Here is a 25,200-nt window from a genome sequence, read left to right as displayed (position 1 = left end):
CGACGCTGACCAAGGAGACGGCTGAGTCAACTCACTGAGCTCAGTCAACTCACTGGGCTGAGCCAACTCAACGGCTTCAGCGAATTCAGGACGACCACACCTGCGATCAAAGGAGACGCCATGGCCGGTCAGATCATCATCGACCTCTTCACGACCCTGGACGGGGTGCAGCAGGCACCGGGCGGGCCGGAGGAGGATCCGGAGGGTGGGTTCAGGTTCGGGGGTTGGCAGGCGCCGCTCATGGACGAGGCGGAGGGCGAGCAGGTCGAGAGTGGTGTGCGGACCATGGATGCGCTGCTGCTGGGCCGCAAGACGTACGACATCTTCGCGGCGTACTGGCCGCGCTACGCGGATGGCCCGTCCGATGGCATCGCCGCGGTCTTCAACAGGATCCCGAAGTACGTGGCGTCCCGCGGCACCCCCGACTTGCCCTGGGCGGCATCGCATCGTGTGGGCGCCGATCTTGCGGCGGAGGTGTCCGCCCTCCGGGACCGCCACAACAGCATCCACGTGATCGGGAGCGTCGACTTCGCCCAGACGCTGGTGCGGGAGGGGCTCTTCGACGTGCTGAACCTGTGGGTGTATCCGGTGGTCCTGGGCGCAGGAAAGCGACTCTTCCCGGACGATGGACCACCGCTCGGGCTGAGCCTCCTCGAACCGCCCGTCGCATCGGGGCGCGGATGCGTGCTGCTCAAGTACGGCCCGGGCAGCCCGGTTGAGACGGCCGACATGGACGAGGCACTGCGCGAGCGCTGAAGCCCACGCCCATAGCCACGACCACGACCACGACCACGCTATCGACAGCTGCCTCACGCAACGCCGCGACCCCGCAACGCCGACGTTTTCAACGTCAGCGTGCGGGGTAGCAACTCGGTGCGTAAACCTGTCCCGCTAGTGCGCGGGGTGCTTGCGTTCCAGCGCGGCGCCTTCGACATCAACGTTGGGCATGATCTTGTCGAGCCACTTCGGCAGCCACCAGGCCGACTTCCCGAGGAGGTGCATGAGCGACGGCATGATGAGCATGCGCACGATGAACGCGTCGAGGAGCACACCGAACGCGAGCCCGAACCCGATGGACCGGATCATGGTCGACTCGGCGAACACGAACCCGCCGAACACGGACACCATGATGAGCGCCGCGGCGACCACGACGGCTCGGCCGGCCCGGAAGCCCTGCACGACAGCGACCCGCGCCTCAGCCCCGTGCACGTACGCCTCACGCATCCCGGAGGCGAGGAACAGCTGGTAGTCCATGGCGAGCCCGAACAGGATGCCGACGAGGATGACCGGCAGGAAGCTCAGGATCGGCCCCGTCGCGTGCAAGCCGATGAGGTCCGCGAACCACCCCCACTGGAAGACCGCGACCACGGCCCCGTACGTCGCGAACAGCGACAGGATGAACCCGCCCGTCGCGATGAGCGGCACGAGGATCGACCGGAACACGAGAATCATGATGAGCAGCGACAGGCCCACGACGAGCGCGATGTAGAGGGGCAGCACCGAGTTGAGTCCCTCGGAGATGTCGATGTTGATGGCCGCCTGCCCGGCGACGCCGAGCGTGATGCCGTCTTCGATCTCGGGCAGAGCGCGGAGCTCGCCGACGAGCTGCTCGGTGGAGACGCTGTTCGGCCCCTCCGCCGGGATCACCTGGAACGCCGTGAGGCTCTTGTTGTCCGAGACGCCGATCGGGGCGACCGCGGTGACGTCGTCGAGCGAGGCGAGCTTCTCGCCGACGAGCACCTGCTTGTCGAGCACGCCAGCATCGTCGAGCCCCTCGGGAAGCGTGGCCGTGACCAGCAGCGGACCGGTCGCGCCGGCCCCGAACTGCTCCTCGGTGATCGTGAACGCCTGGTACGACGCCGACTCCTCAGGCTCCGACGAACCGTCGGGCAGGCCGACCCGCATCGACAGCGCGGGAATCGCGACCGTCAGCAGCACCGCAACCCCGGCGAGCACCGTCACGATGGCCCGCCACGTCGGCATGGCCTTCAACGGTTGGGCGTGAGCTGCCCGCACCTGACCCGTCACGACGCCGACACCGCCGGTCGCTGCCCCTTCCGGGCCAGAGCCGTGCAGCTTGCGGATGTGCGCCCGCCTGCGCTTGTTCAGCACTCGCATCCCGAGCTTTCCCAGCAACGCAGGCGTGAGCGTGACGGCGATGAGCACCGCGATCAGCACGCACACCGCACCGGCCGTGCCCATGAGTCCGAGGAACGGGATGCCCGTCACGTTCAAGGCGAGCAGGGCCACGATGACCGTCGCCCCGGCGAACACGACCGCGTTGCCGGCGGTGCCGTTCGCGAGCCCGATCGACTCACGCACGTCCATGCCCTGCATGAGCTGCTTGCGGTGCCGGTTCACGATGAACAGCGAGTAGTCGATGCCGACCGCGAGCCCCAGCATGATGCCCAGGACAGGGGTGACCGACGCCATCTGCACGACGCCGGAGAACGCGAGCACGCTGACGACGCCGATCGCGACGCCCACGAGCGCCGTCAGGATCGGCAGGGATGCGGCGAGCGCCGACCCGAGCAGCACGAGCAGCACGATGGCCGCGAACACGAGGCCGATCGCCTCGCCGATGCCGAAGATCTGCGGGACGCTCTGCGCGATATCCGTCGAGAACGCCACGTTCACCCCGTCGACGGGGTGCGCTTCGAAGTACTCGATGACGCCCTGCTTCGCGTCCTCGCTCAGCTCGAGGCGCGGCTCCGTGAACGAGACGTTGACGATCGCCGTCGAGCCATCCTCCGAGACGAGGCTGATGCCATCCGAGAGATCGACGAGCTTCGCGCCGTTCTCCAGCTGCTGCAGCTGCGTGTCGATCTCAGCCTGCGACGCATCCAGAGTGGCCTGCTGATCGGCGATCGCCTGCACCTGCGTGTCGAGCTGCGCCTGCTGAGCCTCGAGCGCCTCGAGCTGCGCCGCCGGGTTCCCGGCCGCCTCGAGCTGCTGCTTCGCCGCATCCAGCTGCGCCTGCGCCGCGTCGAGCTGCGCCTTGCCGCCGTCGAGCTGCGCCTGGCCCGCGTCGAGCTGCGCCTGCCCGTCGGCGATCTGCGTGCGGCCGCTCTCGACCTGCGCCGCCTGGCCCTCCAGCTCGGCCGTCGCCGAGAACGGGTCGATGACATCGGCCACGTCGGTGAGGTCGCCACGGTCGGCGATCACGGAGCTGATGTCAGCCCGCTGCGCCTCCGTCAGCGCCGACCCGTCCTCCGTGGAGTACACGACGGTGCCGGATGCGCCTGCGAACGCCGGCAGCTGCTCCTCGAGTTCCGAGATGACCTCGCCCGAGGCCGTGCCAGGCACGTCGAAGCTCGACGAGAGCCCCTTGAAGCCGATGAGGAACCCGCCGACGGCGAGCCCCAGGATCACCAGCCACGCCCCCACGACAACCCACACACGGCGGGTCGCGAAGGTCCCCAGGCGGTACAGCAGTTCGGCCATCAGCATCCTCTCGACGCGCAGGATCATGCGCGCACGCTCGTTGCGGCGCCCGAACCGACCCGACTGCTCGAGGGGCGCCGCCCTAGATCATACGCAACGTCTCGTCTACTCAGTTTGTGAATATGATGGCCGTCATGTCAAAGCAAGACGCCGGTGTCGAGGAACGCGCGACCACCGGCCACAAGCAGGGCCCGGTGCGCAGCGAGGCCGCCCGCGTCGCGGTCCTCGAAGCCACGTCGAAGCTCTTCGCCGAACGCGGCTATGAGCGCCTCACCATGGAGGGAGTCGCCTCGGAGGCCGGCGTCTCGAAGCAGACCATCTACCGCTGGTGGCCCTCCAAGGGAGCCCTCGTCTCCGACTGCCTCCTGCAGGGGCAGCTCTTCCCCAACCGCTTCACCGTGCCCAACACGGGCGAGCTTCGGGACGACCTCACGGCCTGGCTCGGCGCAGTCCTCGCGCTCCTCGGCCAACCACAGGGCGAGCTGCTCGTGCGCTCGCTCATCGCCGCATCCGTCGAGAACGAGGACATCGGCAGGCGACTCCACGAGAGTCTCGGCGCCAGCCGATCCCTCACGGAACGCTTCCAGATCGCCATCGCGCACGGCCAGCTGGCACCGGATGCGCGCCTCGAGGAGATCGGCGAGGCCATCATCGGCGCGCTCCTGCTCCGAGCCCTGAGCAGGACCGAGTCGAGCGAGGCCAGCATCCAGCGACTCCTGGACGCCGTGCTCGGACCCGCCCAGCCAACGGGGCGCACCGGGGCCTGACGCTGGCGTAGCCCCCGGCCCAGACCCAGCCCCAGGCCTGACCCCAGCCCCAGGCCCGGCACCGAGCCGGAACGCGGGTCAACGCGTCGGCTGGCCAGTCTCGCGCTCGTCGCGCACCTCGCGCACCTCAGCGTCGCGGAACGCTTCCACCTGCGCCCGGAAGTGTTCGGTCTTGGCTTCCGCGATGTCCCGCGGGCGGTTGTCCGCGCTCGCGAAGAACTCGTTCCACCGCGAGCGCAGCACCTGCAGCACGAGGCGCGGGGTGACGTGCACTCGACGGTTGCGGGCATCCTCGTCGGCGAGCTGCACGAGTTCGCCGGCGGCCGCCGCTGCGGCGTCCTCGGCGTCGACGACGGAACCGGCGTCACTCTCACCGGCGGGCGCAGCCGTCCCGCTTCGCCCCGCCCCATCGGCTCCGCGGGTGTCGAAGGGGTCCCTGGCATGGTCGACGCAGAGCTCCGCGACACCCTTCGCGTGGTCGTACATGACGGAGTGCGCGGCACCCTCGATCTCCCACGTGGAGGCGTGAGGCAGGAGGCCTTCCATATCGCGCAGCCACTGGCGCGGCACGAGCGAGTCGTGCTCGCCCCGGATGAGCAGCGTGTGGGCCTGGATGCGCGGCAGGACGTCCTCGATCCGGTAGCGCATCATCCGCGGCAGCACAGCGGAGAACCAGCGGAACCCGCACAGCAGGTACGCGCCCGTGGCGAGCATCGCCACACGGAACGGCTCGCGCGCGGACGACTCGAGGAAGCGGAACGCGAGCTTGGGGAGCGACCGCTCGCGCGGGTTCGTGACGGGCCCGATGAGCACGACCGTGCTCAGCTCGGGCCGCTGCGAGGCCAGCTCGGACACCACCTGCGTTCCCATCGAGTGGCCGACGAGCACGGGGTCCTCGAGTCCGAGCTCGTCGATGACGGTGCTGACCACGGCCGCGTACCGCTGGATGCTCATGGGCCGCTTCGGGTACGGGACTCCCGCGAACCCCGGCAGGTCGAGGGCGTGCACTGGCCCGAACTCGCCGAGGCCAGGAGCGAGGTTCTCGTAGTAGTTCGACGCGACGCCGATGCCCGCGATGAGCACGAAGGCGCGGTCGCCGTCGGCGCCGATCGTCGAGACGCGCGCGCGGACCTCGCCGTGGCGGATGTACCGGACATCGACGCGCTTCCGCATGTGATCGCGGGCGGAGGTCGCTGCAGAGTCGTGGGCCACGGAATCCACTGTAACCAGGGCGCCGCGACCCGATCGTCAGGGCGGCGGGGGCGAGCGGTCGCCGAGGTTCGAGCTATTCCCCGAGGAAGCGCGCCGTCGGCCGACCGGCCGCCGGCTCGAGCAGCACCACCTGCCCGTTCAGGATGCGCGGGCACGTCGCCCCGGTGACAGCTTCGATCCCTGCCCGGAGGAAGACGCCGTGGCTCACGACAACCGCAGTGCCGGGAGCCCCGAGCAGGGCGGTGAGGGCCTCGCCCGCCCGTTCCGCGAGCTGTGCCGCCGTCTCCGAACCGGGGTAGTCCCCGCCCGGCCAGCGCTCGGCGGCCTCAGCCACCCGCATCCCCTCAGCCCGACCGAAGTCGCGCTCGAGCAGTCCGGGCTCGACCGCGGGTTCGGGAACGCCGAGGTGCGAGCCGACGATCGCCGCCGTCTGCGCCGCGCGCGTCAGCGGAGACGTGATCACGCTCCCCCACCGCGCCCGCGCCAGGAGCCGACCGGCGGCGTGCGCCTGCAGTTCGCCATGCGCGTCGAGCGCGATATCGCTGCGCCCCTGCAGCCGACGCTCCAGGTTCCAGGCGGTGCGGCCATGCCGCACGAGGGCGAGCGTCACGCTGAGGTCCGCGCGAACGTGCCGACGAGCGTGCCTGCGGCGGAAGTTCGAGCATCCGAGCGAGCGTCCGTGCTGGCGCCGGGGTCGGCGGCAGCAGGCTCCGGGGCTACGCCGTAGACGCGGGCCCGCGCGATACGCACGACGACCAGGTCGCCGACCCTGGGGCGAACTCCGCGCGTCCGCGCACGCAGCCGCAGGCCGGCCCAGTCGAGCACGAGGTCGCTGCCCTCCGTAGTGAAGAGCGCCGACCTGACCGTCGCGAGGGCAGCATCGTCTCGGCTGGCCTCGGCCCCCTGGACCTCGACCTGCACCTCTACCTCGACATCGCTCGGGAGGATCGCCGCCTGCACCGCACTCTCACTGCCCCGCTCCCCGAAGTCGAGCCGAGCCTGTTCCACGCGCAGCGGGTGCGCATCCGCAGCGAACCCGGCCGCACCAGAGACCATCGCGCCGTCGACGATCGTCGCGTCGGAGAGGAACTTCGCGATGAACGGCGAGGCGGGCCGCGTGACGAGCTCCTCCGGCGTGCCGAGCTGCTGGATGCGCCCACCGTCGAGCACAGCCACCCGGTCGGCGAGGGCGAGGGCCTCGGAGCGGTCGTGGGTGACGTGCACCACCGTCAGGCCGAGCTCACGCGTGAGGGTGTGCAGCTCGAGCCGGAGACTGTCCCGCAGCGGCTCGTCCAGCGCGGACAGCGCCTCGTCGAGCAGCAGCACCCGCGGTCGCGCCACGAGAGCGCGCGCGATCGCCACACGCTGGCGTTGCCCGCCGGAGAGCGTCGCCGGGTTGCGCTTCGCAAACCCCGAGAGGCCCACCATGTCGAGCACCTCGTCGACACGGCGGATGCGCTCCGCCTTCGCGACCCGCGCGCGGCGCAGCGGATAGTCGACGTTGCGTCCGACGTTCCAGTGCGGCCATACCGCGTGCTGCTGGAACACCATGCCGAGCTCGCGAGCCTCCGGCGGCACCGTCGCCCCGGGCCCCGCAACCACCCGATCGCCGATGCTCACCTGCCCCGTGGTGGGTGCCTGGAACCCTGCGATCGTGCGCAGGAGCGTCGTCTTGCCTGACCCCGAAGGCCCGACGAGCGCAAGGAACTCGCCGTCACGCAGCGCGAGGTCGATGTCTTCGAGGCCGACGGTGCCGCTCGGGAAGCGGACGGAGACTGAGTCGAGGGTGACGGATGCCACGGGGTGCCCTTCTGGGAGATCGAACGGGACGGGAGAGCGACTGGCGCTGGGAGCGCAGCCGGCACGGGACTGGAGCGAGGGATGAGCGAGGCAGTGGCCAGCGAGTCAGGCGCGATCGAGGCAGGAGTCAGCGAGACCGAGCGGTGCTACTTCGGCGCCCGCGTGGCGACGCCGATGACGGCGACACCGAGGAGCGCCACGATGAGCGACAACGCAGCCGCCGTGTTGAATGCCCCCGCCTGCTGCAGGTTGAAGATCGCGACGCCGAGGGTCTGCGACCCCGGTGAGAGGAGCAGCACGGAGAGCGTCAGCTCGCGCACCGCGGTCACGGCGACGAGCACTGCCCCGGAGATCGCGGCGGGCGCCGCCATGCGGCTCGAGACGTCGAAGAGGGCGCGCATCCGCCCGGCTCCGCCGATCCTCGCGGCCTCCTCGGCACTCGCCGGGGTGCTCGCGAGCGGCGCCGCCACGGCCTGCACGACCAGCGCCGTGAACGACGTGATGTAGGCGCACAGGATGAGCCACGGCGTGTTGAAGAGGCCGAGGTGCGGTGCGAGGACAAGCCACGCGACGGCGATGACGATGCCGGGAACCGCCTGCGGCAGCATGGCGAGCGCCCGAAGCGGGCCGCTGCCGCGCATCCGCGTTCGAGTGGCGAGCACCGCGATGCCGAGGCCGAGGAGCCCGCAGATGAGGCCCGCGAGCACCGCCAGCATCACCGAGTTCGTGGCCCCCTTGACCGCGTTGGCCGAGGTCACGGCCTTCACGACGTTGTCGAGCGTCAGGTTCTCCGGAGTGAAGGCGAGGCCGGGCGCTCGGAGCAGCGACTGCTGCAGCAGGGCGAGCAGCGGCAGCACCGTGACGGTGAGCACAAGCACCCACGTCACCACGGAAGTGGGGACGCGCCCCCGCCCGAGCGGCAGGAGCTGCGGCGCCGACGACGACGAGTCGAGCTCCCAGCGACTCCTGCCGATGACGAAGTCGACGACAAGCGCCGCGAGGGCGAGCACCAGCAGGACGACCCCGATGGTCGCGACGACCGCGAGCGGCTCATCCACGGTGCCCGACTGCAGGTAGCGGTAGACGAGCGTCGCGAGGGTCGTGTACTGCTCGGGGAGGCCGATGATGGAGGGGATCCCGAAGTCGGCGAGGTTGCCGACGGCGATGAGCACGAACGACGACAGCAGTGCGGGCCGCAGGAGCGGCACCGTGATCGTGAAGACGCTGCGTGCCGGGCTGGCCCCGGCGATGCGCGCCGCCTGCTCGAGGTCGGACGGCACCCGGCGCAGGGCAGCCGAGACGATGAGCATCGCGATCGGGTAGCTGTGCACCGTGAGGAGCAGGATGACTCCGTCAGCGCCGTAGATCGACCAGAGCGGGCCGCCGAACGCCTGCGTCCACCACAGGTTCACGGGGCTCGTCGGGCCCGCGATGCCGAGCCACGCGATCGCGCCCACGAACGGCGGCACGAGCAGCGGCGTGAGCGCGAGGAGACGCAGGCCGCGACGGCCGGCGAGGTCGGTGCGATCGAGCAGCACCGCGAGCGCCGTGCCGACCGCGACGGCACCGAGCGCGGATGCGCCCGCCGAGACGAGGCTGTTCGTCGCGGCCTCGACGACGTCGGCCTGCCAGAGGACGTGCAGCTGGGACCCGCCGGCCGCGAGCACGAGGATCGCGCCGATGGGCACGAGGACAACCGCGGCGACGGCGACCCAGAGCGCCAGCGACAGCCCGTGCACCCCGTCGAGCGTGGCCCGGCCCGAGCAGCGGGGCGCCGCGGAGGCGGTGCCGCTGCTGACAGCGGCACCGCTCCCGGGTGTTGTTGCGAGTGTGCTCATGAGAGGGACAGCGTGCTCGCTACAGGAACAGCGTGCGGAACTTCTCGACCGCGGCGTCCTGGCTGGCGCGGATGGTCTCGAGCTCCGGGGAGAGGATCGTGATCTCATCCATCGCCGGGGCACCCTCCGGGGTACCGACGTCGGCGCGCACCGGCAGGTACGACTGGCTGACGGCGAGCTCCTGGCCCTCCGCGCTCACGAGGAAGTCGACGAACGCCTTCGAGGCGGCCTCCTCCTCGGTGTTCGCGAAAATGCCGACGGGCTGCGACACGTACGGCACGCCCTCCGTCGGGTAGGAGACGGCGATGGGCGAGCCCTGGGCGGCGAGCTCGCGGGCCAGGTAGTCCACGACGATCCCGACGGGCTGCGCGCCCGTCGCGATGGCCTGGGAGACGGGGCCGTTGCTGTCGGCGATCACGGGCTCGTTCGCGGCGAGGTCCGTCAGCCACTGCTCGCCGAGCGCCGGCGCGTCGAGCCACACGGCGGCGTTGTACGCGGCCGCGCCCGACACGTCGGGGTTCGGCATGACGAGCTTGTTCGCGTACTCGGCGTCGGTGAGCTCAGCCCACGACGTCGGCGGCTCGGTGACGAGGCCCGTGTTGTAGGCGATGACGGTCGGGATGATGCGCGTGCCCGTGTAGTAGCCCTCGGGGTCGACGACGTCCTGGTTGAGCGACTCGACGTCGGTCGGCGAGTACTGCAGCAGCAGCTCGTCGGCGGCGTAGTCCTCGAAGGTGCCCGCGTCGGCGGCGAGGAACACGTCCGCCTGCACGCCACCCGAGGCCTGCTCGGTCGCGACACGCGTCGTGAGGTCGCCCGTGCCGGCACGGAACACCTCCACCGTGACCTCCGGGTGGATCTCGGTGAACGCCGCGACGAGCGCATCCGCCTTCTCCTGGGGCTCGGACGTGTAGAGGGTGATGGTGGCGGCTTCGAGCGCGGATGCCGCCGAGGGGCTGGCGTCGCCGCTCGCCGCGGTGCTCGGGGAGCTCGCGCAGCCGGCGAGGAGGACGCCGGCGAGGCCGAAGGCCGCGAGCGCGGCTGGGGTGCGGAGGGAGTTCATGATGACCTAACTGTTCGAGGGGAGAGCGGGTCTGCGGGGGGAAGGGCTGAGGGTGAAGAGCGGGGAGGGATGCTCGACGGCGACGCTGGAGGCGCTGACGCCGTCCGGCGTGAGGTGCACGAGCGAGAACATCGAGCGGTCGAAGCCGCTGACCGTGCCGGGTTCTGCGTCCATCACCTGGTGGTAGGCGAGCGCAGGCCCGACGGAGACGTGCACGCCCCGCATCGTGGCGGCGAGCGGATGGTGGAAGTGACCGGACAGGATCATCCGGACGTCGGTGCCCTCGACGATGTCGAGGAAGTCTGCTGCGTCGCCGAGCCCGGCGCGGGCGAGCATCGGCAGCGGGGACCCAAGCGGCGGGTGGTGCATGACGACGATCGAGCCGGAGCCGAACGGCTGCGCGAGCTCCGCGTCGAGCCACGCGAGCTGCTCCGAGCCCAGGCGCCCGGGAGACGAGTCGAGCAGCACGAAGCGCCACGCGCCGACGTGCACGGCCCGCGGCATGGCAGTTGTGGGCAGGGTGCCGTCGGGCAGGGTGTCGTCGGGCAGGGCATGCCCGGGCAGGATGCGCGCCGCGTCCCGGTCGTCGTGGTTGCCGAGCACCGTGAGCACAGGCACGCCCCACGCCGCTTCGAGCTCGAGGAGCGCCTCGCGAAGCGCCGGGTAGGCGCCCTCGTTGCGGCGTTCGATGAGGTCCCCGCTGATCACGATGACCTCCGGGGTGACGCCTGCCGCTCTCGCGTAGTCGCTGGCCGCGTGCATCCGTCGAATGCCGTCGACCGCCCCGTAGAGGGGTGCGCCGACCGTGGCGTGGACGTCGCTCAGGTGGAGCACCGTGGTGCGGTTCGGTGCTGCGCCGGTCGCCTCGGCACCTGCGCCTGCGTTCGTCGCGGTGCCTGCGTTCACGTCGGTGTTCACGTTCGCCGCAGTGCTCGCGTGCACGTCAGCGCTCACGACCGAACCGAGGCTGCCTGGGCGGCCTTGCTGCGCAGGGCGAGCACCTGCTCGTCGGTGAGCCCGTGGCGGCGCAGGTACGCTTCGGCGCCACCGAGCTCGCGGATGATGGTGAGCGCATGCTCGAGGGCTTCCGGCGGGCTGTCGAGGTGCAGGCGGAGGATCTCGTCCCGCTGGGCTGCGGGATAGGCGGCGGCGACGGCGAGCGCGTACGGCTCGCGCACGGAGCGAACCTCGACACCGGAGAGCACGTAGTCGGCCACCACGTCGGCCTCGCTCGCACCGCCCACGAGCTGGGCCAGGGCGACGACGAGCCCGGTGCGGTCCTTGCCGGCAGTGCAGTGGACGAGCACACCGCGTTCCGCGTTGGCGAGCACCGCGACGGCCTCGGCGAGCGCACCTCCCCGCCCCCGGAGGAGCGTCTCGTAGATGTCCTCGAGGCGTCCCGCGACGGGCGGCTCACTGCCGTACAGCGGCACTTGTCGCACCGGGACGCCGTGCTCGCGCTCGCCGGACTCGGCGCGCTCGCGGAGGTCGAGGATGAGCGAGACGCCCAGGGCACGCAGCGCGGCCTCGCCGTCGGCGGCGAGCGCATCCGGTGATCCGGCGCGCACGATCCAGGGTGACGTCGTGCTGGCTGCGCGGGCGTTGAACAGCCCGTCGATCTCGATTGCCCTCACGAGCACCTCCCGTTGCGTGAAATCCGGCCCGTTACATTGATTCCGCAGGGCCTGGAACGTTGTTACATCGGGAGTGTGACGAGCGAGAGTGAACGCGCGGTGACGAGCGTCGAGCGCGCGGATGAACTCCGGGAGACGAGTGCGCGGATGAACTCCGGGAGACGAGTGCGCGCAAGGGACTGAGGGGCGGAGGACGACCAGCCAGATCGCCGCGCGCGCAGGTGCTGGACTGCGGAAGCGTGGGAGAACGGTCAGGTTGCGCGGCGCGGCGCGGCGCGGGTCGGCGCGGCGCGGCGCGATGCGGCGTGGCGTGGCGTGGCGTGGCGTGGTTCCACAGCTTCAGGCGGCGCGGCGTGGGCTGCTCCCCGCCTAGGTCCGTGTCCGCGTCCCCGCTTCCGTCTGCGTCTACGTCCACGTCCACGTCCACGTCCACGTCCACAACCAATGGGATGTGCGGGCTTTTCGCAACCGTGATGGGTTTTTACCCATCACCAGTCACCAAAACCCCGCACGCGCATCCGCAGAACCCATCACGGTTGCGAAAACCCCGCACGCCTTGACTCCACGCATCCACTCCACCCCTCGGGACCCGGCCGCCATGACCCAGCCGGCGCGACCCGGCGCGGCGCGGCCTGAGCCCCGTCCCGTCCCGCTCTACGCGCCCGTCCCCGCCTACGTCCCCGTCCCCGCCACCCGGGCCGTGCGGGCTTTTCGCATCCGTGATGGGTTTTTACCCATCACCAGTCACCGAAACCCCGCACGCGCCTCCGCAGAACCCATCACGGTGGCGAAAACCCCGCACGAAGCGACTCCACGCATCGACTCCACAGCTTGACTCCACGCATCCACTCCACCCCTCGGGACCCAGCCGCCATGACCCAGCCAGCGCGACCCGGCGCGGCGCGGCCTGAGCCCCGTCCCGTCCCGCTCTACGCGCCCGTCCCCGCCTACGTCCCCGTCCCCGCCGCCCGGGCCGTGCGGGCTTTTCGCATCCGTGATGGGTTTTTACCCATCACCAGTCACTGAAACCCCGCACGCGCCTCCGCAGAACCCATCACGGTTGTGAAAACCCCGCACGAAGCGACTCCACACATCCGCTCCACCCCTTTGGGCCCCTAGCCGGCACGACGCGGCGTGGGAGACCGCGACGCGAGAGGGCTCGACGCGAGAGGGCGCGGCGCAGGAGACGGCGACGCGAGAGGGCTGGCATGCGCCGGGATTGCGGGTGCGAGCGCACCTCGCAGGCCAGCCCCGCAGGCAAGTCCTCGCAGACCAGTCGTCGGAGATCAGCCTTCGCAGATCCGTCCTCGGAGGCCAGTTGTCGCAGGCCAGGACTCGCACGTCAGTCCTCGGAGGTCAGTCTTCCGAGAGCGCGTCGGCCACGACGTGCCGCATGCCGACGACCTCGTCGCCGCCGATGAGCTCCGACAGCGCAGAGTGGAACGCGTGGAGCACGATCGTGTGGCCGAGCCGCGCGAGGAACGGATCGATGTCGTGGGCGGTGCCCGCGGGTCCGGTCGTCACGACCACGTCGGCGACCCGTCCGAGCGGCGAGCGCGCGTAGCTCGTGACCAGCACCACGGTGGCGCCCTGCGCACTCGCAGCCTCGGCTGCCCGCAGCGACTGCACGTTCGCACCGGAGTAGCTGAGGGCGAGGCACACGTCGCCGCTCGAGAGCGAGCGCACCGCGAACTGCTGCGCGAGCGCATCCACAGGAGCCTCGACGGAGTGACCGAGCGTGCTCAGGCGCATCGCGAAGTCCTGCAGCGGGGGCCCCGAGAAGCCGCTGCCGACGAGCACGACGCGGCGGGCGCCCCGGAGCGCCGCGACAGCCGCGACGATGCGCTCAGGGTCGACGCTCTCCTGCGCGAGCCGGACCGCGTCGACTGCATCGTCGAACGTGCTCGCCTCTCGCACGGTCCCCTGCTCCCGCGGGGCGAGCGGCGCCGATCGCGCGAGGTCGAGGCGGAGATGCTGGAAGCCGCGGAACCCGAGGCTCTGGCAGGCGCGGATGACCGTGGCCGTCGACGTGCCCGCGGCGTCCGCGAGCTCCGCCGTCGACCACTCCACGATCTCATCCGGCCTGGCGAGCACCATGTGCGCGACCTTGCGCTCACTCGGGCCGAGGGCGGCGGATGCGGCGCGCACGCGGGCGAGCACGCTCAGCTCCGGGCGGGTCACGCCCCGCAGCCGCTCTGGATCGTGCACTGGCCCTGACATGAGACGGAGGGTACACGTCCGCGTGAAACACTGACCAGCATGCGTGCAATCACGGTTCCTACCCCCGGCGGGCCAGGCGCCCTCGTCCTCTCCGACGTCGACGAGCCGACCCCCGGGCCGTTCGAGGTCATCATCGACGTGGCAGCTGCCGGCGTGAATCGCGCCGACGTCGCGCAGCGCGAAGGCAGGTACCCCTCCCCCGATGGTGCCCCGGCCTGGCCAGGTCTCGAGGTGAGTGGAACCGTCGTCGAGATCGGAGCATCCGTGACCGCCTGGAAGGTCGGAGACTACGTCGTCGCGCTCCTCCCCGGCGGCGGCTACGCCGACCGGGTCGCGGTCGACGAGGGCCTCGTGCTCCCCAAGCCGCGGCGAGTCGACCTCGTCGAAGCCGCCGGCCTCCCGGAAGCCGTCGCGACCGTCTGGTCGAACCTCTTCATGAGCGCTGGCCTCGAAGCTGGCGAGACGCTCCTCGTGCACGGCGGCACGAGCGGGGTCGGCACGATCGCCATCCAGCTCGCGACCGCCCTCGGAGTGACCGTCTACGCCACCGCCGGCACGCCAGAGAAGGTCGCCATGACGGAGCAGCTCGGCGCGACCCGAGGCATCAACTACCGCGACGAGGACTTCGTCGACGTCATCGCGCAAGCCACGGGAGGCCGCGGCGTCGACGTCGTGCTCGACATGATCGGCGGCGACTACCTCGCCCGAGACGTCAACGCGCTCGCCACCGGCGGCCGGATCATGGTCATCGCGGCGCAGGGCGGCAACGAAGCGACCATCAACGTCGGCCGCCTCATGCAGAAGCGCGGCCGCATCTGGGGCACGACCCTGCGCGCCCGCCCCCTGGAAGAGCGGCGTGCGATCATCGCGCAGGTGCGCGAGCACGTGTGGCCGCTCGTCGAGGCCGGCAAGGTGCGCCCCCTCCTCGACACCGTCGAGACCCTCGACTTCACGCATCGAGCACACCAGCGCATGGAGTCCGGCGAGCACATCGGCAAGATCCTCCTCGCCGTGCGCTGACCGGCGGGCAGGACTCGAGGCTGATCCGCCCGTGCGCACCGGGCGGCCCTCACCGACCGATGCAAAGCGGCAGACGCGCGCTGGCGGACACCCGCCGACCGACGCTCATCCACCGGTGCGCGCAGGCCTGGGCTCATCCACCGGCGCGCACCGCCTGCCCCTCAGAGCAGCTGCGCGTCGATGCCTTTCCGACGGAGCCCCTCGATGACCTCGTCGTCGACCCCGAGCAGGGTCATCGACGTGAGGTTCGGGAAGTGGCGCGTGTCGGTGAAGTCGGCGATATCGAAGGTGGAGTCGTCGCCGCCCCACTGCGGGGCGATCTCCAGATAGATGTCATTCCCGCCATCCTGGAAGAGCTCCTCGACGCTCGGCGCGTATTCGCTGGGCACGGGCAGCGAGCGGAAGTACTCGAGCACCTCGGGGATCGGCTCGGTGATCTCCTGCGAGAGGTCGATCTCGCGGTCGACGTGCTCTTCGAGAAAATCCGCGAGCACGAACTGCGGGGTCAGCAGCTCCTGCTCGTACATCAGCTCCTGGATGACGGCGAGCTTGAAGTTGAGGTCGGCGAAGTCGATCGCCTCGCTGGGCAGGTCGCCGGCGGGCTGGGTCTTGGTGGAATCGCTCATGCGGGCAATGCTGGCGGAAGCACTTGAGCGTCCGCCGAGATGCCCAGGGCCGACTTGTGGTCGCTCAGGCCATCGCTTGACGACCACAACTCACTTCTCGACTCGGCGAGCGGGGCGTGAGGCGACTCGCCGAGCGGGGCGTGGAGGGGGAGGCACGCGGGCACCGGGCCTGGCCGCTTTCGCGTTGTTGCGCAGGCTATGCGGGAGAGACCCGGCAGCACGTTCCGGAAGGCTCGCGAGGAGCATAGAGTCCACGGCATCGACATCGATTCCGGGGGGGTCCCATGTGCCGAGTTGCAGGCGGAAGCCGCACATCCGAAGCCGACTACGACCACATCGTGGAGGCCGACTCTCTGCCGAGGCCGAGGTCCGGCGACACGTGGACGCGTGAGCGCGGGTACGCGGTGAAGGTGGCCGGCGACGACTGGCTGTTCTTCGCGAACCTCGCGGCCGCGTACACGTTCGGCCGCGCGGGCCACATGTCGGCGCGGTCCACGAGCTGGTCCGTGCGGGAAGCGGTCGACGAGATCAAGTTCGACGAGCAGACGGGACGCGAGGTGCGCACCCTGCATCTGCTCTTCGGGGCGGACCACGCGAATCGCAGCGCAGCGAGCGACCGCGAGCTGCTCACCAGCTTCGTCGCGAGTGTCAGCGAAAGCCCAGCGTCACCGCTCTTCTCGTAGACGAACCTGCTCCTAGACGACCCTGCTCAGAGACGAACCTGCTCGGAGGAGTCCACGCTCGGCGGCCCCGTCTCGGAGATATCCCGACTCGGACATTTCCCTCGCAGGCGGCTCGTCACAGGGCAACTATCGCCGAACGCCGCAATCCAGCGCAGAACGATCGTCCTCCTGCGAGAATGCGGACATGCCTGAAGCGAAGCGTCGCATCTCCGTCGTCCTGTTCGAGGGGTTCGAGCTCCTCGACGTGTTCGGCCCGGTGGAGCTGTTCCGGCTCGACCCGTCGCTCTTCGACGTCGAGCTGATCGCACCGCACGCTGGGCCGGTGCGCAGCTCGCAGGGACCCGAGGTCATCGCGACCAGCGGCTTCGCCGACGCCACGCGGCCCGACATCGTGCTCGTCCCCGGTGGGCAGGGCACGCGCGCCCTCGCCGTCGACGCCGGGTTCCTCGGCTGGCTCGCTGAGTGGGCGGCGGATGCGCGCCTCGTGACGTCCGTCTGCACGGGTTCCGCGCTGCTCGCGGCGGCCGGTCTGCTCGACGGGTTCCGGGCCACCTCCAACAAGCGGGCGTTCGCCTGGGCGGCGTCGCACGGCACCTCGGTCGAGTGGATCCCGCAGGCGCGTTGGGTCGAGGACGGAAACCGGTGGACTTCCTCCGGGGTGGCCGCGGGGATGGACATGACCGCCGCCATCATCGCCTCGATCCACGGCGCTGACGTCGCGGCGAGGGTCAGCGACGCCGCCGAACTCGACGTGCACACGGACGCGAGCTGGGACCCGTTCGCCGAGAAAAACGGACTCGCCTGATGGCCCTCGAGCTGCGCCCGAACTGCGAACGCTGCGACGTCGACCTGCCCCCGCACGCTGAGGCCTACATCTGCACCTTCGAGTGCACGTGGTGCGGCGACTGCGCGGCCACGTTCGAGGGTCGGGCGTGCCCGAACTGCGGCGGCAACCTCGAGCGTCGCCCCGTGCGCCCGGCCTCGAAGCTCGCCGCGAACCCGCCGAGCACCGTTCGGGTGCACGGCGGGTAGCGACGCGGCTCCCGGCGCTCCGGCCAGGCCCACACGAAGATCAGGCCCGCACGAAGATCAGGCCCGCACGAACGCTAAGCCCGCACGAGCACCTTCATGCCCTTGCCCGCGCGGAGGCTCTCGATCGCCCCGACCACGTCGTCGACGGCGACGTCGTCGACCCAGCCGTCAGCCGTGTATCCGCCAGCCGCCATCGCGGCGATGACCGCGTCGAAGTCGCTCTGCAGGTAGGCGAGGGTGCCCACGATCGCCGTCTCGCCCATGACGAGCTGCGTCGGCAGGAAATCCATGGGCCGCTCGTGGATGGCGACGACCACGACGCGCCCACCGGGAGTCAGGTTCGCGAGCGAGGCCGCGACAGCTGGCCCGACTCCGGCAGCGTCGAAGGCGACATCCACGCCATCCCCGCCAGTGATCTCAGCAACCCGAGCCGAGAGGTCCTCCGTCGTCGGGTCGACGAGGTTCGCCGCTCCGACCCCGGCGATCGCAGACCGGCGACCCTCGCTCGGCTCGGACACGATGACCGTCTCGACGCCCTTGGCGCGCAACGCGAACCACACGCCGATGCCGATCGGGCCGGCACCCGAGATGAGCGCCGTCTGCCCAGCCTGCACGCCGCTCTGCTCGACCGCGTGCCATGCGACCGCCATCGGCTCGACGAGCGCCCCGAGGCGCAGGTCGACGTTCTCGGGCAGCACGTGCAGCTTGCTCGCATCCACCGTCGTGAACTCGGCCATGCCCCCACCGTGGGAGGAGAGGCCGTGGAAGCCGATCTTCGTGCACACGTTCGGCTTGCCGCGACGGCAGGCCGCGCACTCGCCGCACGCGTAGATCGGCCACACCGCGACGCGGTCGCCGAGCTGCACCGAGTCGACGCCGTCGCCGAGCTCGACGACGGTTCCGGAGAACTCGTGGCCCAGGATCTGCGGCGGCAGCGAACCCGTGACGGGGTGCGGATGCTCGAAGTCGAGGCCCGAGCTCTCCGGCGCGTAGTAGACGTGCAGATCGGAGCCGCAGATGCCGGCGTACGCGTTGCGCAGCTTCACCTGGCCCGGACCCGGCGTGGGGTCGGCGACCTCCTCGACGCGCACGTCCTCCTTGCCGTGGAACACCGCGGCCTTCATGCGAGGAACTTCCGCAGGTCGGGGTAGCCGGTCGTCGACCAGGCACCGTCGACGACCAGGTTGTCGCCGGAGATGTAGGAGGCGTCATCGCTCGCGAGGAACAGCGCGGCCGACGCGATCTCCTCCGGCTGCGCCGCGCGGCGGAAGGGGATGCGCTCGTCGTACGCCTCCTGCACGCCGGGAATGTCGGTGAGGCCCTTCGTGAGCGGGGTCGCGACGAGGCCGGGCGAGACGGCGTTCACGCGGATGCCGTGCTCGCCGAGCTCGAGCGCCGCCTGCTTCGTGAGCATGACGGCCGCGGCCTTGGAAGCCGTGTACCCGACACCGAAGTGCATCGGCACGAGCGAGTTGAGGGAGGCGACGTTGACGATCGCCCCAGGCTTGCCCTCGGCGAGGAACTGGCGGGCCGCGAGGCGGGTGCCGTTGAAGGCGCTGTAGAGGTTGAGGCGGACCGTGAAGTCCCAGTCGGCGAACGAGATGTCGGTGAGCGTGCCCGAGCGGGAGCCTCCCGCGACGTTGAAGAGCGCGTCCAGCGTGCCGAACTTCTCGACCGTCTCGGCGATCAGACCTGCGAAGTCGTCCTCGTCGGTCACGTCGGTGCGGCGGCCGATGACATCGCCGCCGAAGGTCTCGCCTGCTGCGGCGACGAGCTCGGCGTTGATGTCGGCGACGACGACGCTGGCGCCTTCGGCGACGAGGCGCTCCGTGATCTTCACCCCGATGCCCGAGACGCCTCCCGTGACGATCGCGACCTTGCCGGCGAATCGGCCCGCGCCGGTTGCCGTCCTGTCTGCTGCTTGCGACATTGCTCACTCCGTTCTGCCCGCCGTCGTTGGCGTGCGTTTCCAGCGTACGCCGGTTATCAGGCACCTGTCAGATAGTTTGCTGTGGACCCACCCTTCAGCCCATAGGGTGGGCGGATGGATCCGCGTCAGGCACGAACACGCGCCGCCCTCCGCGCGGCGATCTACGAGCTCGCGGCCGCGCAGCCCATCGCCGATGTCACCGTGGCGCAAGTCGCCAGAGTCGCCAGCATCACCCGCGACACCTTCTACCGGCACGCGGCGACGCCAGAGCACCTCCTCGCGGCGTTCCTTGGCGAGGAGATCGACACCCTCATGGCACCCCTCGAATCACTGCCGGCCAGCAGCGGCAGCGAGCTCAGCGTCTTCGACGAACCGGAGCGCGAGCTCCTGCGGCACGTTGCTCGCCACGCGAAGATCTACCGCAACGCCATGTCGCCGCGACTCACCGGGGCCGTCCGCGACACCCTCGTCGACCGCATCGAGACCGGCCTCCGCACGCACCTCGACCGCCACCCCGAGATCGCGCCGACAGCCCAGCCCGGCATCGACCGCGAACGCCACGCGCGCCTCCTCATCGCCTACGCCGGCGGAGGCACCGTCAGCGCCATCGAGGAGTGGCTCCGGTCCGGGGAGGTCGACGACGTGGATGCGGCAGCCCGCACGATCATCGCTGCCTCCCCCGATTGGTGGCTCGGCCGGGCGTAGGCCTGGAGTGGGCTGGGGTGGGCCGGCGGCCGGCGCCCGGCGCCCGGCAGCGACCCGCATGTTTTGACGATGCTGTTTCCTGAGCGTGGCAGCAGGCTGGGAGTTGCGTGACCATGCCCCGGTCACGGGTCCGCGACGCCGTCCGGCGGCTAGCGTCGCTCTGATGACCACCACCTCGAACGGCGACGCCCAGCCAACGAAGCAGTCTGCGCAGCAGGCAGCGAAACAGCCGACACAGCAGCCCACGCTCACCACGTACCGCGTGCTCGTCATCGGCGGCGGAAACGCGGGCCTCTCCGTCGCGGGCCGACTGCAGCGAGCCGGCATCCCCGACATCACCGTCATCGAGCCGCGCGTCAACCACGTCTACCAGCCCATGCTCTCGCACGTCGCCGGCGGCACCGCGAAGGCGAGCCAGGCGACTCGACCGCAGGCCGACGTCATGCCGACGGGAGTGACGCTCCTCCGCGACGCCGTCGCCTCCGTCGACCCCGAGACCTCATCGCTGGTCCTCGAATCCGGCCGACGAGTCGGCTACGAGCACCTCATCGTCTGCCCGGGCATCGTGCAGGACTGGGATGCGATCCCCGGCCTGCGCGCAGCCCTGCAGTCGCCGCGCGTCGCATCCAGCTATGAGATCGGGCTCGCCGACAAGACCTCGCACCTTCTCCGCGACCTGCGGGACGGCACCGCCGTGTTCGTGCAGGCCCCCGAGCCTGCCTCGTTCGCCGGCGCCATCCAGAAGCCCATGTACCTGGCGTGCGACTACTGGCGCGCACGGGGCGTGCTCGACCGCATTCGGGTCGTGCTGGTGCTGCCGGACGCGACGCCGCTCGGTGTGCCGGAGATCGACGCGGAACTCGAGCGCAAGGTCGCCGAATACGGCATCGAGGTGCGCCGCGAATCGCGGCTCAACGAGGTGATCGCCGACAGCAGCACCGCGGTCATCGGCAGGGCGACTCTCGGCACCACGGCCGGCGTCGAAGGCGAGCCCGAGCGCATCCACTACGACGCCCTCGTCGTGGAACCCCCGCAACGGGCTCCCGCCTGGATCGCCGAGGCGGGTCTCGCCGCGGCGGTGCCCCTGACCGACAGCGAGGGTGGATTCGTCGACGTGGACGGGCGCACCCTGCAGCACCGGCGCCACCCGAACGTGTGGTCGCTCGGCGACGCCGCCGTCTCGGGAAGCCAGCGCTCCGGCGGGGCACTGCGGAAGCAGACGAAGGCCCTCGCCGAGAACCTCGTCGGCGTGCTCGGCGGAAACGGCGCGCGGAGCGAGTACGACGGCTACACCGTCGCCCCGTTCACGGTCTCACGCTCGAGCGTGGTCTTCGCGGAGTTCGACGCCGACGGGCAGCAGCGCCCGAGTATCCCCTTCTGGAAGGGACTCGCGCGCGAGCGTCGGCTCACCTGGGTCTTCGACCGACGCGTGCTGCCGTGGGTCTACTGGAACCTCATCCTCAAGGGCCGCGCGTAGCGGGCAGGCGATTCGCGCGAGGTGCTGGCCGGGTTTCACTCAGGCTCAGGCTCAGGCTCAGGCGATGACGACGGCCGTGCCGTAGGCGACGATCTCCTGGTAGTTCTGATCGATCTCGTTCGAGTCGTAGCGCATCGCGACGACGGCGTTCGCTCCGGCCGCCTCCGCTGCCGCCTTGAGGCGAGCGACGGCTTCCGCCCGGGCCTGCTCGAGCTGCGTCGTGAGGCCCTTCAGCTCACCGCCGCCGAGCGACTTGAAACCGGCCGCGAACTGCGCACCGATGTTCCGCGAGCGCACAGTGAGGCCCGAGACCTCGCCGATGACGCTCGAGATGGATGTGCCGGGAACGTCATTGGTCGTCACGATGATCATGAGGGAACGCTACCGAATCCGGGGCACCACGGGAAGTACTCGGACACCTCCTCCGGCTCGAGCGGAAGGCTCGCTTGGGAGGCTCGCTTGGGAGGCTCGCTTGGGAGGCTCGGCGGCGCTCGGCGGCTCGCTTGGGAGGCTCGCTTGGGAGTCTCGTGTGGGAGGCTCGAGAGCATGAAGCGTGCGCTCGCCATCGTCACCGTCGTGCTGGGGCTCAGCCTCGCCGCCCTCGCGACTGCCGCCGCCTTCGGTCCTGCCGGCGCCCTCGCGGCTGCCCACCCGGACACGGCCGGCCCGGGCACTGCCGAGTTCCTCGTGGGCCTCGGCTACACCGGCCTCATGCTGGCGCCCGCGAGCGCGCTCGTGCTGCTTGTCCTTGGCCTGATCGCCCTCGTGCGCATCGCACGCGCGGACGCGTCAGCCAACCGCGCCGCACGACGCTCTCCGTCCTCGAGCGACTGAGACGGCCCCACGACGGCAAACAAAAAAGGCCCGCTTTCGCGAGCCTTTCCTGCATCTGTCTCAACACAGAGCTTCGTACTCGAGCTTGGAAGCTCTGGTACCGTGCGCCCGAAGGGATTCGAACCCCTAACCTTCTGATCCGTAGTCAGATGCTCTATCCGTTGAGCTACGGGCGCCCAGTCTTTCGCTTGCGCGATTGACCAGGGGATAGCTTACACACGACCCTGGCGCACCGCAAACCCGGCGGGTCGCCCGTCATTTCGGGCAAGACCACGAACGATCCGCGCGCACCCATGCAGACGCACAATGCTCGGACGAAACCCCCGGAGTACCCTCGAACGAGTGACCCCTGACCGCGCCAGCACCCCGAAGCACCCATCCACCGGCAACCCCTGGCTCGGACACCTCGGCGGGTCCCGCGACTACCGACGCATTCAACTCGCGATGCTCTGCGCGGGGTTCGCGACGTTCGCGCAGCTCTACGCCCCACAGGCGCTGCTGCCCGAGATCTCGACGACCTTCGCGATCGACCCCGCGACGGCGGCGCTCATGGTGTCGATGGGCACCCTCGGCGTCGCCATCTCCGTCCTGCCCTGGTCGATAGCAGCCGACCGGATGGGGCGCGTCCGGGCCATCACGATCTCCATCTCGAGCGCCACCGTGCTCGGTCTGCTCATGATCCTCATGCCGAGCTTCGAACTGGCCCTCGCGCTGCGCCTCCTCGAGGGGCTCGCGCTCGGCGGCGTCCCCGCCTGCGCCATCGCCTACCTCAACGAGGAGCTGCACCCCACGGCCGCTGCAGGAGCAGCCGGCACCTTCGTCGCCGGCAACACTCTCGGTGGCCTCGGTGGCCGCATCGTGCCGACCCCCGTCGCCGAGCTCCTCGACTGGCGGCTGGGCCTCCTCACCGTGTCCCTCATCTCCGTCGCCATGGCGGTGCTCTTCATCTGGCTCATCCCCAAGCCGCGCGGGTTCGCCCCGCTCGCCAAGCACGCGGGCGGAACCCTCGGCGCGAGCATCGGGCGAGCATGGAAGGCCATCGCCGCACACCTCTCCAGCACCAGGATGCTCGGCCTCTTCGCGCAGGGCTTCTTCCTCATGGGCGGATTCGTCGCCGTCTACAACTTCCTCGGCTTCCACCTCACGCAATCGCCCTACTTCCTCCCCGTCTGGCTCGTGTCGCTCGTCTTCGTCACCTACCTCGCCGGCTCGTTCTCCTCGCCCTTCATCGCGCGCCTCGCCGGCCGTCACGGACGCAAGGTCGTGCTCCTCGCATCCACGGCCGTCTCCCTCGGCGGCCTCGCGCTCACCCTCGCACCGCAGCTGTGGCTCGTCATCACCGGCCTCGCGATCTTCACGGCCGCCTTCTTCGGCGCGCACTCCGTCGCCGTCGGCTGGGCAGGCGCCTACCCGACCCGCGGCCGCGCCCAGGCAACCGCGCTCTACAACCTCGGCTACTACGGCGGTTCAAGCCTCTTCGGGTTCCTCGGCGGCGTCTTCTTCCAGCACTTCGACTGGCCGGGCGTCATCTGGATGGTCGGTGGCCTCACCATCATCGCCGGGCTCCTCGCCCTCTTCCTGCTCCCCTGGAAGGGTGAGACCGCCGCCACCCAGGCGGTTCGCGTCCCCTGACCCGCCAACGCGGAGCGTCGTCGCACGTCCGCAACCGCAACTTCACGTAATCGTCACAGGCAACCCCGCGCGGGGCCTGCCAAGGTGAACGCCGAAGTGCGACGCTAGGAACGCGCGCACACGCCGCCCCACGCACGCGGCACCGGCACGCTGCCCCAGCACCGCATCCCAACCCAGCACCGACACAGAAGGAGGGCACATGACGAAGGCGCCCACCTCTACCAGCACATCGACCTTCGACAGCGCCACCCAGCTGGCCGCCGTCACCCGTTCGGTGCGGATGCAGGAACTCGACGGCCACGACGGCTTCGTAATCACCCTCACGCAGACGTTCGCCGCGAAGCGCAGCTCGCTGTGGTCGGCGGCCACCGAGATCGCCCGCCTCGCCCAGTGGTTCGCGCCCGTCGACGGCAGCCTGCGCCAGGGCGGCACCTACCAGATCCAGGACAACGCGCACGGGCACATCACCGGCTGCCACGCCCCGGACTCGTTCACGCTGACCTGGGAGTACGACGGCGAGCACACGCACATCGAGGCCCACTTCACGAAGGTCGACGAGGCCCACGCCACGCTCACCCTCGAACACCACTCCCCGACCGACGAGGAGACGTGGCCCAAGTTCGGCGTCGGCGCGACCGGAGTCGGCTGGGACCTGAGCTTCGCGAGCCTCGCCCACCACCTCGAGGCTGGCGCGACCGTTCCCCTCGAGACAACCTCGTGGGTGCGGGGCGACGACGCGCGGAGCTTCCTCATGCTGAGCGCCGAATCGTGGGCGGATGCCTCCATCGCTGCCGGCTCGGACGAGGCAGACGCTCGCGCCGCGCAGAAACGCACCACCGACGCCTACCTCGACGGCCTCGACGCGGCAGACGCCTGATCTTCCGCGCAGCAGACGCCTGAGCTTCGGCGCGGCTGACGCCAGAGCTTCGACGGCCCGACCGCCTGCGTCCACGGCCATACCGTTGCAGTCTCCCGAGCCCCGACCCGCGATCCCGAAGCCCGGCTCGCGAACCCCGAATCCGGAATCCCGATCCCGATCCCGATCCCCAGCTCGCGAACCCCGAATCCGACCTCCCGACTCGCGCGTCTCGACCCGCGCCTCTCGACTCGCGACCGACTCGCGCCTCTCGACCCGCGGCTCTCAACTCCCGCCTCTCGACTCGCGCCTCTCGACCCGCGACCGACTCGACGCCTCAGCCGCCGCCCTGCCTCCAGCCCCCTCGCCCTCGCGCTCGCGCTGGCCCTCGCTGCCCCTCCGGCGCCCAGGGCTGACTTGTGGTCGT

General features: G+C 70.4%; 24 protein-coding genes and 1 tRNA gene. 11 read left to right on the top strand and 14 right to left on the bottom strand.

Features of this window, described 5'->3' with window-relative positions; translation table 11 throughout:
• Positions 1–120 precede the first annotated feature (120 nt).
• Positions 121–756, top strand: a complete 636-nt coding sequence (locus C5E07_RS18205) for a dihydrofolate reductase family protein (protein ID WP_104244524.1) — start codon at positions 121–123, stop codon at positions 754–756.
• Between the two features lie 135 nt (positions 757–891).
• On the opposite strand, the gene C5E07_RS18200 is transcribed toward C5E07_RS18205, so the two are convergent.
• Positions 892–3,444 (bottom strand): MMPL family transporter, encoded by a 2,553-nt coding sequence (locus tag C5E07_RS18200; protein ID WP_104301402.1) that lies wholly within the window; start codon positions 3,442–3,444, stop codon positions 892–894.
• Positions 3,445–3,578: 134 nt separating this feature from the next.
• Between C5E07_RS18200 and C5E07_RS18195 the strand changes: the two genes are divergently transcribed.
• Positions 3,579–4,211, top strand: a complete 633-nt coding sequence (locus C5E07_RS18195) for a TetR/AcrR family transcriptional regulator (protein ID WP_104301400.1) — start codon at positions 3,579–3,581, stop codon at positions 4,209–4,211.
• A gap of 78 nt (positions 4,212–4,289) precedes the next feature.
• On the opposite strand, the gene C5E07_RS18190 is transcribed toward C5E07_RS18195, so the two are convergent.
• The 8 genes from C5E07_RS18190 to C5E07_RS18150 form a co-directional block, all read right to left on the bottom strand.
• Positions 4,290–5,423 (bottom strand): alpha/beta fold hydrolase, encoded by a 1,134-nt coding sequence (locus C5E07_RS18190; RefSeq protein ID WP_258064045.1) that lies wholly within the window; start codon positions 5,421–5,423, stop codon positions 4,290–4,292.
• Between the two features lie 73 nt (positions 5,424–5,496).
• On the bottom strand, positions 5,497–6,033 hold the full coding sequence (locus C5E07_RS18185; RefSeq protein WP_181058172.1) for a histidine phosphatase family protein: 537 nt from the start codon (positions 6,031–6,033) through the stop codon (positions 5,497–5,499).
• Positions 6,030–7,223: an ABC transporter ATP-binding protein gene (locus tag C5E07_RS18180; RefSeq protein WP_104301372.1), complete on the bottom strand. Its 1,194-nt coding sequence runs from the start codon at positions 7,221–7,223 to the stop codon at positions 6,030–6,032. Before C5E07_RS18180 ends, C5E07_RS18185 begins: the two co-directional genes overlap by 4 nt.
• A gap of 146 nt (positions 7,224–7,369) precedes the next feature.
• On the bottom strand, positions 7,370–9,061 hold the full coding sequence (locus C5E07_RS18175) for an iron ABC transporter permease (RefSeq protein ID WP_104301370.1): 1,692 nt from the start codon (positions 9,059–9,061) through the stop codon (positions 7,370–7,372).
• A gap of 19 nt (positions 9,062–9,080) precedes the next feature.
• A complete protein-coding gene (locus tag C5E07_RS18170) occupies positions 9,081–10,124 on the bottom strand; it encodes an ABC transporter substrate-binding protein (RefSeq protein WP_104301368.1) in 1,044 nt (347 codons plus the stop codon).
• A 6-nt stretch (positions 10,125–10,130) separates the two neighbouring features.
• Positions 10,131–11,078 (bottom strand): metallophosphoesterase, encoded by a 948-nt coding sequence (locus tag C5E07_RS18165; RefSeq protein WP_258064044.1) that lies wholly within the window; start codon positions 11,076–11,078, stop codon positions 10,131–10,133.
• The gene (locus C5E07_RS18160; protein WP_181058170.1) at positions 11,075–11,758 is read right to left on the bottom strand and encodes a tyrosine-protein phosphatase; all 684 of its coding nucleotides are present in this window, start codon (positions 11,756–11,758) and stop codon (positions 11,075–11,077) included. The genes C5E07_RS18165 and C5E07_RS18160 overlap by 4 nt, the downstream gene beginning before the upstream one ends.
• Before the next feature lie 1,356 nt (positions 11,759–13,114).
• Positions 13,115–13,978: a MurR/RpiR family transcriptional regulator gene (locus C5E07_RS18150; RefSeq protein ID WP_104301364.1), complete on the bottom strand. Its 864-nt coding sequence runs from the start codon at positions 13,976–13,978 to the stop codon at positions 13,115–13,117.
• A gap of 39 nt (positions 13,979–14,017) precedes the next feature.
• Here C5E07_RS18150 and C5E07_RS18145 point away from each other — a divergent pair, with 39 nt between their 5' ends.
• Complete coding sequence (locus tag C5E07_RS18145) at positions 14,018–14,998, top strand: NAD(P)H-quinone oxidoreductase (RefSeq protein ID WP_104301362.1); 981 nt, start codon at positions 14,018–14,020, stop codon at positions 14,996–14,998.
• 161 nt (positions 14,999–15,159) lie between these two features.
• On the opposite strand, the gene C5E07_RS18140 is transcribed toward C5E07_RS18145, so the two are convergent.
• On the bottom strand, positions 15,160–15,624 hold the full coding sequence (locus tag C5E07_RS18140; RefSeq protein WP_104244548.1) for a DUF6892 domain-containing protein: 465 nt from the start codon (positions 15,622–15,624) through the stop codon (positions 15,160–15,162).
• Between the two features lie 284 nt (positions 15,625–15,908).
• Between C5E07_RS18140 and C5E07_RS18135 the strand changes: the two genes are divergently transcribed.
• The 3 genes from C5E07_RS18135 to C5E07_RS18125 all read left to right on the top strand — a co-directional run bounded on the left by C5E07_RS18135 (position 15,909) and on the right by C5E07_RS18125 (position 17,339).
• Entirely contained in the window at positions 15,909–16,307 is a 399-nt protein-coding gene (locus C5E07_RS18135) for a hypothetical protein (protein ID WP_104244506.1), read from the top strand.
• A 184-nt stretch (positions 16,308–16,491) separates the two neighbouring features.
• On the top strand, positions 16,492–17,112 hold the full coding sequence (locus tag C5E07_RS18130; protein WP_104301359.1) for a DJ-1/PfpI family protein: 621 nt from the start codon (positions 16,492–16,494) through the stop codon (positions 17,110–17,112).
• Positions 17,112–17,339: a DUF1272 domain-containing protein gene (locus C5E07_RS18125; protein ID WP_104301357.1), complete on the top strand. Its 228-nt coding sequence runs from the start codon at positions 17,112–17,114 to the stop codon at positions 17,337–17,339. The genes C5E07_RS18130 and C5E07_RS18125 overlap by 1 nt, the downstream gene beginning before the upstream one ends.
• Before the next feature lie 74 nt (positions 17,340–17,413).
• On the opposite strand, the gene C5E07_RS18120 is transcribed toward C5E07_RS18125, so the two are convergent.
• The gene (locus C5E07_RS18120) at positions 17,414–18,463 is read right to left on the bottom strand and encodes a 2,3-butanediol dehydrogenase (RefSeq protein ID WP_104301355.1); all 1,050 of its coding nucleotides are present in this window, start codon (positions 18,461–18,463) and stop codon (positions 17,414–17,416) included.
• Positions 18,460–19,269, bottom strand: coding sequence for an SDR family NAD(P)-dependent oxidoreductase (locus tag C5E07_RS18115; RefSeq protein WP_104301353.1), 810 nt, complete (start codon positions 19,267–19,269; stop codon positions 18,460–18,462). The genes C5E07_RS18120 and C5E07_RS18115 overlap by 4 nt, the downstream gene beginning before the upstream one ends.
• Before the next feature lie 114 nt (positions 19,270–19,383).
• Here C5E07_RS18115 and C5E07_RS18110 point away from each other — a divergent pair, with 114 nt between their 5' ends.
• Positions 19,384–19,974 (top strand): TetR/AcrR family transcriptional regulator, encoded by a 591-nt coding sequence (locus C5E07_RS18110; protein WP_104301351.1) that lies wholly within the window; start codon positions 19,384–19,386, stop codon positions 19,972–19,974.
• A 163-nt stretch (positions 19,975–20,137) separates the two neighbouring features.
• The gene (locus tag C5E07_RS18105) at positions 20,138–21,451 is read left to right on the top strand and encodes an FAD/NAD(P)-binding oxidoreductase (RefSeq protein WP_104301349.1); all 1,314 of its coding nucleotides are present in this window, start codon (positions 20,138–20,140) and stop codon (positions 21,449–21,451) included.
• 57 nt (positions 21,452–21,508) lie between these two features.
• Here the strand turns inward: C5E07_RS18105 and C5E07_RS18100 are convergent, their stop codons facing one another.
• Complete coding sequence (locus C5E07_RS18100; RefSeq protein ID WP_104244492.1) at positions 21,509–21,823, bottom strand: heavy metal-binding domain-containing protein; 315 nt, start codon at positions 21,821–21,823, stop codon at positions 21,509–21,511.
• A 174-nt stretch (positions 21,824–21,997) separates the two neighbouring features.
• Here C5E07_RS18100 and C5E07_RS18095 point away from each other — a divergent pair, with 174 nt between their 5' ends.
• A complete protein-coding gene (locus C5E07_RS18095; protein WP_104301347.1) occupies positions 21,998–22,285 on the top strand; it encodes a hypothetical protein in 288 nt (95 codons plus the stop codon).
• Positions 22,286–22,388: 103 nt separating this feature from the next.
• Here C5E07_RS18095 and C5E07_RS18090 read toward each other — a convergent pair.
• Positions 22,389–22,461, bottom strand: a tRNA-Arg gene (locus C5E07_RS18090).
• Positions 22,462–22,627: 166 nt separating this feature from the next.
• On the opposite strand from C5E07_RS18090, the gene C5E07_RS18085 reads away from it, so the two are divergent.
• Positions 22,628–23,917, top strand: a complete 1,290-nt coding sequence (locus C5E07_RS18085) for an MFS transporter (RefSeq protein ID WP_258064043.1) — start codon at positions 22,628–22,630, stop codon at positions 23,915–23,917.
• A gap of 199 nt (positions 23,918–24,116) precedes the next feature.
• Positions 24,117–24,794: an SRPBCC domain-containing protein gene (locus tag C5E07_RS18080; protein ID WP_104244486.1), complete on the top strand. Its 678-nt coding sequence runs from the start codon at positions 24,117–24,119 to the stop codon at positions 24,792–24,794.
• The last annotated feature ends 406 nt before the right edge of the window (positions 24,795–25,200 follow it).

The sequence above is a fragment of the Pseudoclavibacter sp. RFBJ3 genome (genome assembly GCF_002931375.1).
Classification (GTDB): domain Bacteria; phylum Actinomycetota; class Actinomycetes; order Actinomycetales; family Microbacteriaceae; genus Pseudoclavibacter.
The sequence above is the reverse complement of the archived record's forward strand: the minus strand, read 5'-3'. Positions and strand labels throughout refer to the sequence as shown.